Below are 12,410 nucleotides of genomic sequence, written 5' to 3'. Positions count from 1 at the left end.
TTCTTTTACTATGTTTAGGTATGATGAGACAAAGGATCTGATGATTGCCTATGCGAAATGGCGAGATACTGTGGATCGTACAGAAGGAAGCGAAACCGTGTTTGGTGCCAATGCAAAAGTTTCGGAAATTGCAAGGGATCTCAGAGAAGATGCAGAGTTCGAACTGAGAATTTTAATCCAAGATTTAAAAAAACAAAATCCTGCTGCCATCAAGGAATGGGTGGAAGTCACCAAACAATATTTACACAAAATTGAATCTCCCATCCCGGAAGAACAAATCCAACAGCGAAAACAAATTGCTCGCGATTGGAAATATTCCCGCTCTCCCCTTGGAATTTCAGTTCGTTACCCTCACCCCTCTCAGTATTGGGGAAGTGGGATTGGAGTTCTCGGCCCCGATTTAGACTGGTAAGATCCGCAAGGTTTCCGAAACCTATTACCAATGGATTCTATTTTTTTTACTCTTTCCAAACTTGCTACGCTCCTAGTTTATCCTCTTCCTTTTTTTTTCCTATTAGCAATCCTACTCATTCTGAAAACCAAGTCTGGACATGGGAAGTTTCGGCTTTTCCAAATCATTTTATTTTTATATCTTACATCAAATGCATATGTTGCAAACTTCCTCCTACAATCTTTAGAAAAAGACTACCCTCCAATACAAATTTCAGATCTTCCCGAATCAGACGTTGCGATTGTGTTAGGTGGCATGATCCAAACCATTTCCGCACATCCTGGTCGACCTGAACTGACTGATTCTGCAGACAGACTAACAGATGCAGTACGAATTTACAAAGCAGGTAAGGTAAAAAAGATTTTATTTACTGGTGGATCAGGTCTTCTTTTTGCTGATACCTACCGAGAAGCAGATCTTGCAAAAGAAATATTTATTGGCCTTGGTGTTCCCGAAAAAGACTTAATTTGGGAAAACCAGTCCCGAAATACCTATGAAAATGCAGTAGAAACTAAGAAACTACTCCTGGAAAAAAACTTAAAAAAATCAATCCTGATCACATCTGCCTTTCATATGAAACGTGCAGCCGGTTGTTTTGAAAAACAAGAGATCCCATTTATTCCCTTTCCTACAGACTTTCGTTCGACCAATTTAAATTCAGGAGCCTTTGAACTTTACATTCCATCAGCGAGTTTTTTGGACCAAACCTCTCTTTCGATTAAGGAATGGGTGGGATATTTCGTATACCGCTACAAATCCTTCCTGTAACTCACGGATTTCCCTCGTTTTTTTAAGACCTTTTTGTTTGACCGAAACTTGCAATCAGAGAGGTTAGAGGAAAGACGGGAATCCGTCTAAAGAATGGATTATGAATCGTAAGTTTTTAACTCTTTTGTTTCTCATTGGGCTCTCTCTTGGCGGGATTGCTTATTTTTCCTCTCAGGAAACTTCCTATCTTCTTTTGGATGCTTCGGAACTCGCTGCCAACCAAACCAAATATTCAGATCAAAACCTACGCGTGCGGGGATTTGTGAGAGTGGGGAGCCTTGTCCGTGAGGGTAAAAAAGCAAAATTTGATTTGGAACTGAATGATCAAATCATCCCTGTTTTTTTTACAGGTGCCACTCTTCTTCCAGATGCCTTCAAAGAAGGTGCCAGAGCTCGTGTGGACGGAAAGTTAGACCACGGAGTGCTTGTCGCAAGTCACGTCGAAGCAAAATGTGCCTCCAAATATGAAGCGGGATACGCTGAGGAACAATGAACAATTTAGGAACCATCCTTCTCTCAGCCTCTCTTGCCATTTTAATTTTTTCCGCATTACAAACCATCTACGGAATTTATAAACAAGAACGAAAAGCGATCGAACTTGGTCGCCTTGCATTAATGACAAATCCTTTTGTCATTGTCCTAACATTCACAGTTTTATTAACCCAACTAGTAAGATCAGACTATAGCAACTATTATGTGGTAATGCACTCAAGCGAGCACTTACCGTTGTTTTATAAAATGACATCCATTTGGTCAGGGTCATCTGGAAGTTTGTTATTTTGGAATTTGATTCTAAACGTTTTTACTTTTATTGTTTTATGGCAAACACGTAAGTCCATCGAAGATCGAATTCCAATGATGAATCTCATCCTTGCTGTTCTTTCTGGATTTTTTTCTTTCCTTGCCGTATTTTATGGAGATGCACAACCATTCCGTGAATTTGTCCCGGAAGCAGCTGCAGGTCGGGGCCTCAATCCCCTACTCCAACATTGGGCGATGATCATCCATCCTCCGATTCTTTACATTGGTTATGTGAGTATATCGATTCCTTTTGCCATTGCTATGTCGGCTCTTGTATCGGGCCAACTTTCTGAAGATTGGATGAAGTTCATTCGTAAATGGACTTTGTTTTCTTGGTTCTTTTTGGGAACAGGAATTTTACTCGGATCCAAATGGGCCTATGAAGAGTTAGGTTGGGGTGGGTATTGGGCTTGGGATCCTGTAGAGAATGCTTCACTTATGCCATGGTTACTCACAAGTGCCTTTGTACATTCTGTTGTGATTCAAGAACGAAGAGGAATGTTGAAGTTTTGGAATATGTTACTTGTGATCCTTGCATTCCATTTTAGTTTGCTTGGAACTTGGATCACTCGTTCGGGAGTTTTGGAAGGACCACATAGTTTTTCTAAATCTACAATCGGAACTCCTTTTATCATTTATATCATTGGAAGTTTTTTGTTTTTTACAGGGTTTGTGGTGTATCGCCGGAAGCACCTAACACCTGAAAGAAACTTAGAAGCAATTACTTCCAAAGAAGGTAGTTTTCTTTTAAATAACTTTTTGTTAGTTCTTTCCACTGCCGCTATTTTGCTCGGAGTATTTTCCCCTCTTTTGTATGGAAAAGAATTTAAGGCACCTTGGTTTAACTCCTGGGGAGTACCTGCGGGAATTTTCCTTTTGCTTCTAATGGGAGCCGCCCCCTTACTTGCTTGGAGAAAAGGAGCGGGAGCTGTCTTTTTTTCCACCTTACTCAAACCTCTAATCGCAGGTGTGATAGGTGGTGGACTTTACATACTTTTTTATTCACAAAACTTTACCAAACCTGATAGTAAGTATGGGGATGTTTTGGCAGAAGTGTATTCCGTGCTGACTGTAACCATAGGTGTGTTTACTATTTCCGGTATCATCCAAGAATACTACAGAGGGATTCGGGCACGTAGAGAAGAGTTCCAGAACGAAAATATTTTTGTAGCCGGTTACCGGATGTTACTTAAAAACAAACGGCGGTATGGTGGTTATCTAGTCCATTTTTCACTTGTTCTTATTTTTATCGGTTATGCCGGAAACGCATTTAAAATCAATACTTCAGTTCGTTTCTTTTACGAACTCCAACCACCGACTTCGGAAGAAATTGTTTATCAATCCATTGACAAAGCAATGATTGGTGGTTACCAAATCGAAGCCTCCACACTCAAACTGAAACCAGTTCTAATTTCAAGACTCGGTGGAGAACCAAATATTCAGAATGTGATTGTTTCCCAAGAAGGAACATACGGGATTTTTCGAGGAACTGATAAACTTTCTGAACTTACAACGGAACGTAGATTTTACCCTCAGATCTCTCACCTAACGGGAGATTTTGAAACACATATTCCCACGAGTGAACCAGCAATCCTATCTATGGCAAAAGAAGATTTTTATATCCAACTAGGAGCCATTGAAACCTCAGATTTAAAATCAGAAAACCCTGATCTTCCTTTGATGTTTATGCAGTACTATTTTACTCCTGGTTCAGAGATGGATAAACTTAAATTCTTCCTCAACTTTCCAAAACAAATTGTGGCAAATCTTGAAGTTTGGGTGAACCCACTTGTGAAACTCATTTGGATTGGTTCACTCCTCTATTTTCTATCAGGAATATTCTTATTATTACCTGCCGGCGAAAACAAAAAGAAGGCGGTTGGTTAAAATGATTTCTGTTGATCAAAACAAATTCCAAATGAATAAAAGTTTATCTTCTGCCTTTTCAAAAATTCATTTCTGTTCCAAAATAAAATTCAGTCTTTTATCCATTGGATTTTGTTTATTGTTCCCTAACCTCCTTTTGGCACAAAAAACGACAACGAATCTCAAAGAAGAGGCCCAAATCCAAACCTTTCTGAAAGTTACGGAAAACATTCGTTGTATTTGTTTGCCAAGTCTTCCGATCCAATCTTGTTCATTTAACATGTGTGCGGCGTCAAGTTATCTCAAAACCTTTATTGAAAATCGAATCAAAGATGGAATGAAGGAAGAAGAGATCATCTCAAAAATGGAAAATGGATTTGGGACTTCCGTTTTACAAGATCCGATTGTAGTGATGTTTCAGGAAAATGGGAACCAAGGTATGGTAGATTCTATTGTATACGGATTTGGACCAAAAATTTTAGCACAACCCGATGGAACCTGGATCAACTTTACCTTGTTTGCCTTTGGTATTTTAGGACTTTTTGGGATCTACAAATATGGGACAAAAAAAAAGAAAGAAACTACAGATTCGAACACCAAACATTCGCCAGGTGATTTAAAATCTACCACAGAACAAATCAAAAACAAAATCCGTAAATTCGAAGAAGAAACTTAAGAACAAATTTCAAAACCAAAAAAAACATAAACCGATTAGAGGGAATTCCATTTCTCTCTAACTCGGATGAGCTCCTTAACCAAAACCTGAATATCACTTAACTTTAATTTTGCATTGAGACTAATACGTAACCTTGGAGTAGAAACTGTAGGTGGGCGGATGGCCCGAACATCCAATCCTATTGTTTGTAGATGATTCGCATAATACAAAGCTTCTTTCTCTGTTTCAAGAAGTAACGGAACAATATGCGAAGTAGATTCTGTAATGGAAAATTCATTTTGTTTTAGGGATTTTTTTAGTTCATTTGCCAGAGAAAGCAATTCGTCTCTTTCTTTGTCCATGGAACCAAGTAATGATAATGCAAAGGAAGCAAGTTCTGAAATTATAGGAAGTGGAGCAGTAGAAAAAATAAAAGAGCGCATTACATTCACTAAATGATCGCGACCTATTTTTTTAGTAACAATGATTCCACCTTCAAGTCCCAGAGATTTTCCCAAAGTGTATACTCGGTAATCAATAGAAAAAATTTCAGAGAGAGTCAAATCTCGAAACACAAGTCCTTTCCCACTGGGTCCATAAATTCCAAATGCATGAGCTTCATCTAAAACCAAAACAAATCCAAATTCATTTTTTAACTTGAGTAAGATTTTTAAATCGGGAGAATCACCGTCCATACTAAATAGGGTTTCAGTCACAACGATTCGTTTTTTCTTATGCCCTGGATCATCTAAGTTTGCTTTTTCCAACAAAGTCCGTAAGTGGTTTAAATCCAAATGATTGTAATATTTCTTTTGAGCACTAGAAATTCGAATTCCATCTAAAATAGATGCATGATTGAGCCGATCGGTGAAAACAAAACAATCGGGACTGGCAATGGAATCCAGAAGACCAAAGTTAGCTGTAAATCCAGTCGAAACAAGAAGTGCGGCTTCTCCTTCCACAAAACTGGCAAACTCCGATTCAAACTGATCCATCTTATGAGTATTCCCGCGTACGAGGCGAGAAGCAGTGGATCCAAATGGATAAATTCCTTTTTTCGATTGGAAAAAATCCATCATACGAGAGTTAGTTGCAAGTCCCATATAATCGTTGGAACAAAAATCAATTCCTTGATAGAGTTTAGTTTCCCGAAACAATTGTTTTTCGCGAATGGAATCTAGTTTTTTTTGGACTTCTTCCCAGTGATTTGCCATTGACTACCAGTTTTCTATTTCCAGGTTATTTTCCGATTTAATTTTTTACCCAATTTCTTAGAATGATCCCATACATGGGTCTCCTTCTGCCTGATCACATCCAGAAAATTCGCTCTGCAGAGAATATTTTATTTCTGACAGGGGCAGGCATTTCTAGTGAAAGTGGGATTCCTACGTTTCGAGGGGATGGTGGGTATTGGAAAAAATTCAAAGCAGAAGAACTTGCGACACCCGAAGCTTTTGCCACACATCCCGAAGTGGTTTGGGAATGGTACGATTACCGACGAAATGTATGTTTTGAGGCAAAACCAAACCCTGGTCACCTAACAATTGCAAATTGGCAATCTCATTCAAAAACAGTAAACCTAATCACTCAAAATGTAGATGGACTCCACCCGAGGGCTGGGAGCAAAAATCTTCTGGAAATTCATGGTAATATTTTCCGTGCAAGGTGTACAAGTTGTGATGAAAAATTTTCACTAAGTGCAGAAGGGATGAACCAAAAGGGTTTAAAACATTGTCCCTCTTGTGAATCGCTACTGCGACCCGACATTGTTTGGTTTGGTGAGAGTTATGACAATCGTTTACTAACAAAGGCATGGGAACAAAGCAAACAATGTCATGTTGTGTTTGTAATCGGAACTAGCGCGAACGTTTCTGTTCCATCTAATTTGGCTCTGACTGCAATCCGAAATGGTGCACTTGGAATTGAGATCAATCCGGAATCCACATCCCTCACACCTTCTATGCAACTTCATTTTGCAGGGAAATCAGGAGAGATCCTGCCTGAAATTTTTAAGGAAGTGTTTCCAGACACAAAACAAAACTAAAAATTTGTTTATGTTTGAAGGTACCAAAATATCTTATCAATCATTCATTCACCATTCAAAAATACCGAATAAGAGAACTTTATGTTAACAATCTTTCTACTTGTACTTTCCAATATCTTTATGACCTTTGCTTGGTATGGACATTTAAAATTTGCAAAGTCAAACAATATGTTTTATATCATCTTGTTTTCTTGGGGGATTGCCTTTTTTGAATATGTATTAATGGTTCCAGCCAACCGCATTGGATATACTGTTTATAAATTTGAAGGTTTCCAATTAAAAATCATCCAAGAAGTCATAACCATTTTTGTATTCATTCTCTTTGCCACTCTTTTCCTTGGAGAAAAAATCAAATGGAATTATATAGTTAGCTTTGGACTGATTCTACTCGCAGGTTATTTTGCTTTTGGTTTTGGAACGAAATCAAACGGACACTAAAAAGGAAACCAGTTCTTCAGCGATTTTTTCTTTTGGGAGGGGGCCAATTTCTTTTTCCAGCCCACTAACGCCAAATATACGAACTGTAGATTCCACTTCACCAAAACCTTTTCCTGAACCTACGTAGTTTCCAACAATATAGTTAAGCCCTTTCCGAACCAATTTGTCTTTAGCGTGTCGTTCCAGTTCTCTGGTTTCAGCTGCAAATCCAACTCGAAGAGAATTAAAAATTTTATGTTCTGTGACATACTCTGTCACCTGTTTTAACACATCAGGATTTTCTTCTAACTCCAAAAGAAGTCCCTTTGTCCCTTCCGAAGTTTTTTCTTTTTTGATTTTATGTTCCGCGGTCATGATGGGTCGAAAGTCGGCCGGAGCCGCTGCCATCACAAGCAAACTATCGTTAGTAATTTCTGATAAAACTGCATCTCTTAATTGGATTGTGGTTTCGACTTCAATGTTCCGAATGGCCCCGTTAACATGGGTATAACGTTCCAAAGTATTGCCGTGGATATAAACCACTTCCACAGGGTATTTCAAAAAAGCAGAGGCAATCTCAAAACCCATTTTTCCGGAAGAAGCATTGGAGATGTATCGAACAGGATCAATCCATTCCCTCGTGGGTCCGGAGGTGACAATGACTCGTTTGAATTTTAGATTCATGAATTTGATTTATGAAGTTTGATGATTTGTTCCATAATGGATTCTACAGTGGCAAGTTTGCCATAACCCTCATCACCACAAACCACAACCCCTTTATCGGGAGAAACAATATTCACTCCATCTGATTCAAGGGTTTTTAAATTTCTTTGGACAGCTGGATGTAAATACATACCAGGATTCATAGATGGAGCCACTAACACGGGAGAGGTGCAAGCTAAGTATGTTGAAGTTACCAAATCATCAGCAATTCCGTTGGCCATTTTTCCAATGATATTTGCCGATGCAGGAACCACAGCAAATACCGACGCAAGGTTTTTGATTTCGATATGAGCCATACCCGTATCAAATTCATCCACTCGAACTGGTTTTCCCGTCAGTGCTTCGAACGTAATTTTTCCAACAAATTTGGTGGCATTAGAAGTCATGATCACTCGAACTGGATACCCTTGTTTGGTAAGCCCTCTTACCAAATCACAAGCCTTGTAAGAAGCAATGGATCCAGAAACAGCAATCACAATTTCTTTCATTTATCTGTCCTCGTAAGAAAGTTCTCGTTCCAATTCGGAATCGTTATCTTCTTCTAATTTAGGAGTAAATAGAATGGAGATGATTTTATTCCCTTCCATCTTTTTTACTTTCAGACTTCCTTTTTTGATTTGAACGATGCTACCTTCTTTTGGCATATCTTCGTTCTTTTCCATAAAATAACCAGCAATGGTCCTTACTTCTTCCATATCAGAAGGTTCTTCCCCTTCTAAAATATCAGACAAACTAGAAAGTTCTGTTTCACCATCGAGAGAAATGGTTTTAGTTTTTTTATTTTTTGAAGTTACATCCACTTCATCAGTGTCTGTTTCATCTCGAATTTCACCAAAAAATTCTTCTATAATATCTTCTAACGTAAGTAAGCCGGAAACTCCACCGTATTCATCTATGACAATTGCCATATGTTGTTTTTTTTCACGGAGTTTTGTCATCACTCGTTCGATGGACATTGATTCTGGAACTTTCACAAAATCCTTTTCCATAATAACGGTAATTTTTTCTTTTTTGCCTTTGGCGGAAAGATGTGCCGCTTGCCACTTTAAATATTTTTGAACGTGGACTATTCCAACTATTCGATCTAAAGTTTGATCATAAACAGGATATCTAGAAAAACTATGTTCGGCAATGAGAGGGAGCATTTTATCTATCGTTGACTCTTGTGGAATCCCAATAATAGAAAGTCTATGCGTCATTACATCCTTAGCAGTGTGTTCGGAAAAATCAAAAGTCTTTTGGATAAGTTGCATCTCTGCATTGTCAATCCGACCTTGTTTCCGTTGTTCCTCAATGATGATCATGAGCTCTTCTGCTGAATGAACATACTTATCACCTGTCCGCTGTAAACGGAAGAGTGTAAGAATTCCCCCGGCAAGACGATTCATTATGAATGTTACAGGAAAGAACAAATAATAAAACAACCACATGGGACCGGAAACACCGAGTGCAATCGCCTCTGTGTTTTGGATGGCTAAGGTTTTTGGAACAAGCTCACCCAAAATCACATGCAAAAGTGTGATGAGTGTGAACGATACTCCAATCGATATACTATGGATGGTCACTAGATCCAATTCAATATGGAACATGTGAAGGAATCCAGAGACTACGCTTGCAAACAATGCTTCTCCAATCCATCCGAGGAGTAGGCTTGCCACAGTAATTCCCACTTGGCAAACCGATAACATATCATCGATTTTTGATACGGCTTTTTTTGTGATATGAGCCATTGCTCTGTTTTCTTTGACAAGCTCTTCAAGACGTGAAGGCCGGATGGATACCATGGCAAATTCGGCTGCGACGAAGAAACCATTGACAAGGACGAGAAGGAAGATGAGAAAGATGCCGATTATTTCCATAGAAACTCGGGCACCACTAAAGTATTATGATCAGGGTCCATTGGTATGAGGAATAGAATTAAGTATTTTGGACCGATCTCCCAGTGTCGCCTACATTTTGGCTCATTTTTGCCAGAAATGAACAGGATCTAGGGTTTTCGTCCAAAAGATTCTACGATCATTATGTCCCTTTTATTGGGCTGTTGCTTGGATCCAAACTCCCTCTTCCCTATATTTGGAAGGATCGGCTAGCCCTCCGACAGAACCAGAATCCAAAACAGGTAGTGTTGGCAAGTATCCCACTTTTTTAGTACCTGAGCGAAACCAAAAATGCAACCACTGGTAGTGCCAAGTATAATCCGACCAAGACTTTCCAAGGACACGTTCGGTATACACTACCATACGCGGTACTGTCCGGTAGTCGATCCTACGAAACAATTTTAAAAATGGAATTTCTTCTGAATATCCTGATTCCGATTTACATGACCAAGAAAGATTTGTGAATTGTGCCACAGAACTGGTGTTTGCTGGAAAATCCCACAGATGTAATCTTTCTTTTTCTTTTAAAATTCTGGATCCCTCAAAGTATGCTGTATCTAATAAATTCATTCCTTTTCCTTCCAGAGAACGTATGTTTGGTGGACATTTCCAAGAAAACACCCCAAGAGGTTTGTGAGGGTCCGAACCAGGGAGGAGGGAAAAGAAAAAGACCACTTGAGTCTCTCTCATATCTTTTTTGAGAGATCTCATTAAACTTGCACCCGATTCATTGAAATAAATTTGTACAGTCTCGGTATCTTTATTTGCATTTACCAAATCTTTGATAGACTCGATTACTTCTGTTGTATCTGGTCTTTGTGAATGGATGACTTTCCAACTCAGTTGGTTTCGTTTGGATTCTTTTGGATTGAATGTAAAAAGATAAAACTCATCTTTGTATGGCAACAAAAGAACAGTTGGTAGTTTTGCCGATTCTAAGTTCCGAACGGATTCTTCTTCGTTTTTTCGTTGGATTTGGCTTTCTGTTTCTCTGCTGTCTGCATACGTAGAATCAAAAAATTTTGATTCCCTGGCAGTTGAAAACCCAGACAAATATTGGAACTGTTTGTCCACAAATTGGATTTGGAATAAGGAATGGGGACTCCCCTTAACACTCCGATTCCATTTTACTGAATTGTATTTGTAAATAGAATCAAGAAGGCCCCAAACATCGCCGTCATCTCGCAAATGGCTGAGTGCATATTCAAAGAACAAATCTGTTGAAAATGCAAGTGGTCTATAATTTCTAATGTAATACAAATCTTCATAAAGATTGTTTTGAAGAAAATCGGCGACGCCATCGCGGATATTCCCATTCACTGGACCTTTTTTCCCGGAAGCCGTATGGGCAAATACAAAACCAAAGTTACGGAGAAACTCTGCCGCATAAAAAGCGTTTTCTTCGTCTAAAATCCCTCTACTCTTTGTTAGCTCAATTGTGGATTTTCTATACTCTTTTCTATAAATTTGGTTGTAACCTTGTAAAATGGTGGCTGCATATTCCAACCGTCTCCATTTTTTTTCCTGAGCCATATAAATGATTTCGTCTGTCATTCGAGAGGACAACTCTGGATTTTGGTCCATTAACATTTGGGAAATTCTAAGTTTAGGCCAAATGTCTGATTCACTTAATTTTTCGGGGTCTTTGATTTTCTGAAGGGCTTTGAGTGCCGCTTCCGATCCACTTACTTTGTATAAGGATACAGAAATTAAATCCTTCACCCCGGTGATGGACATTGGTTCATTTAAAAAAGGATGGTGGATATCAGCCGACCAATTGTTCAAATCTAGTTTTAAATAATAATCTAACGATTTTTTATATTCTTTTTGAAAATAAGCAAGAGCACCTAACTTTACATAAACTCGATTTAGAATGGATGTTTTTTTCCCTTTGGCTGATCTTAAAAAATTTAACAATGATTCTTCTGCAGCGGGATAATCACCCAATAAAATTTGGAAAAAAGCCATTCTTTCGCTTGAATTTTCGCTAATAGAACCATCTGCAATTTTTTCCAAATCCATCATCATTTTCTGAAGATGGATTCCTTCTCTGACAAAACCAAGAAAAGAAAGTTTTGCAGGAAGATCTTCGTCCACTCGATCCAATAACGGAATCCATTCCAAATTAGGATCTTCAAAAAAAGGCGAACTAACTCGCATGATGTTCACAAAATGTTTATGCATGTCCTTCTCTTTACCGGAAGGAAGGTCAATATAATACTGCAAACGAAATACACGGCATAATGAATAGTACGGTTTGTTCTTTTGGCAATCCATTCGGATCATCGATTTTTTTTCATCTTCTCCCGTTTGAAAAAGATTGGTTCGCATATTTTTGGCTAGGTTACGAAAATAAGTGTTGGGTTCCTTTTGAATGTAAGTATCTAGGACTTTGATCGCTTGTACTTCTTCCCCTTGCGACTGTTTCCATAAAGATGTCAATAATGAATCGGCAAAAGAGTACTCACCTTTTTTGGTCCTTAGATCATAAAGAATATTGGCGATCCCTACTTTATCTTTTTTGCGAAGGTAATATTCCCCTAACATTAGATAGTAATCAATCTCTTGGATTTGGGACATTCCTTCTGGGTTCTTAAATCGAAATTCATCCCGAGCATTTAATATTTCTTTTCCTTGGATAAGAAGTTTGGTGGTTGTTCCCGCTACGACCCAACCATGATTTCTTGGGGATTGGCTCATCAAATTTCCAGAAAAAATCAAGGAAATACAGTAGAGAAAAATAGAAAGTGACAGGCGATTCATCATCGTATCCATTATTCTTTAGGACCAATCGTTTTGGTCAAGTGA

General features: G+C 38.5%; 12 protein-coding genes. 7 read left to right on the top strand and 5 right to left on the bottom strand.

Translation table 11 applies throughout. The features are described from left to right. The first annotated feature begins 10 nt into the window (after positions 1–10). The 5 genes from CH364_RS02535 (at position 11) to CH364_RS02515 (ending at position 4,562) form a co-directional block, all read left to right on the top strand. A complete protein-coding gene (locus CH364_RS02535) occupies positions 11–412 on the top strand; it encodes a hypothetical protein (protein WP_100742073.1) in 402 nt (133 codons plus the stop codon). Between the two features lie 30 nt (positions 413–442). Continuing rightward, a complete protein-coding gene (locus CH364_RS02530) occupies positions 443–1,219 on the top strand; it encodes a YdcF family protein (RefSeq protein ID WP_100742072.1) in 777 nt (258 codons plus the stop codon). 100 nt (positions 1,220–1,319) lie between these two features. Continuing rightward, complete coding sequence (locus CH364_RS02525) at positions 1,320–1,712, top strand: cytochrome c maturation protein CcmE domain-containing protein (protein WP_100742071.1); 393 nt, start codon at positions 1,320–1,322, stop codon at positions 1,710–1,712. Then, positions 1,709–3,907, top strand: a complete 2,199-nt coding sequence (locus CH364_RS02520; RefSeq protein WP_100742070.1) for a heme lyase CcmF/NrfE family subunit — start codon at positions 1,709–1,711, stop codon at positions 3,905–3,907. The genes CH364_RS02525 and CH364_RS02520 overlap by 4 nt, the downstream gene beginning before the upstream one ends. 1 nt (position 3,908) lies before the next feature. After that, positions 3,909–4,562 carry a cytochrome c-type biogenesis protein CcmH gene (locus tag CH364_RS02515; protein WP_243401211.1) on the top strand — a complete coding sequence of 218 codons (654 nt, stop codon included), beginning with the start codon at positions 3,909–3,911 and terminating at the stop codon, positions 4,560–4,562. 35 nt (positions 4,563–4,597) lie between these two features. On the opposite strand, the gene CH364_RS02510 is transcribed toward CH364_RS02515, so the two are convergent. Continuing rightward, a complete protein-coding gene (locus tag CH364_RS02510; RefSeq protein ID WP_100742069.1) occupies positions 4,598–5,755 on the bottom strand; it encodes an aminotransferase class I/II-fold pyridoxal phosphate-dependent enzyme in 1,158 nt (385 codons plus the stop codon). A 74-nt stretch (positions 5,756–5,829) separates the two neighbouring features. Here CH364_RS02510 and CH364_RS02505 point away from each other — a divergent pair, with 74 nt between their 5' ends. Both CH364_RS02505 and CH364_RS02500 read left to right on the top strand, forming a co-directional pair. Next, positions 5,830–6,585, top strand: coding sequence for an SIR2 family NAD-dependent protein deacylase (locus tag CH364_RS02505; RefSeq protein WP_100742068.1), 756 nt, complete (start codon positions 5,830–5,832; stop codon positions 6,583–6,585). An 81-nt stretch (positions 6,586–6,666) separates the two neighbouring features. After that, the gene (locus tag CH364_RS02500) at positions 6,667–7,023 is read left to right on the top strand and encodes a DMT family protein (RefSeq protein ID WP_100742067.1); all 357 of its coding nucleotides are present in this window, start codon (positions 6,667–6,669) and stop codon (positions 7,021–7,023) included. On the opposite strand, the gene CH364_RS02495 is transcribed toward CH364_RS02500, so the two are convergent. The 4 genes from CH364_RS02495 to CH364_RS02480 form a co-directional block, all read right to left on the bottom strand. Beyond that, a complete protein-coding gene (locus CH364_RS02495) occupies positions 7,009–7,686 on the bottom strand; it encodes a phosphopantothenoylcysteine decarboxylase domain-containing protein (RefSeq protein ID WP_100742066.1) in 678 nt (225 codons plus the stop codon). The two genes, CH364_RS02500 and CH364_RS02495, sit on opposite strands and share 15 nt — an antisense overlap. Beyond that, complete coding sequence (locus CH364_RS02490) at positions 7,683–8,213, bottom strand: phosphopantothenoylcysteine decarboxylase (protein WP_100742065.1); 531 nt, start codon at positions 8,211–8,213, stop codon at positions 7,683–7,685. The genes CH364_RS02495 and CH364_RS02490 overlap by 4 nt, the downstream gene beginning before the upstream one ends. Then, complete coding sequence (locus tag CH364_RS02485) at positions 8,214–9,584, bottom strand: hemolysin family protein (protein WP_100742064.1); 1,371 nt, start codon at positions 9,582–9,584, stop codon at positions 8,214–8,216. It abuts the gene before it with no gap. Between the two features lie 171 nt (positions 9,585–9,755). Next, the gene (locus CH364_RS02480) at positions 9,756–12,365 is read right to left on the bottom strand and encodes a hypothetical protein (protein WP_100743353.1); all 2,610 of its coding nucleotides are present in this window, start codon (positions 12,363–12,365) and stop codon (positions 9,756–9,758) included. Positions 12,366–12,410 lie beyond the last annotated feature (45 nt).

The sequence above is a fragment of the Leptospira harrisiae genome (genome assembly GCF_002811945.1).
Lineage (GTDB): Bacteria > Spirochaetota > Leptospiria > Leptospirales > Leptospiraceae > Leptospira_A > Leptospira_A harrisiae.
This window is presented reverse-complemented; position numbering and strand designations above follow the sequence as displayed.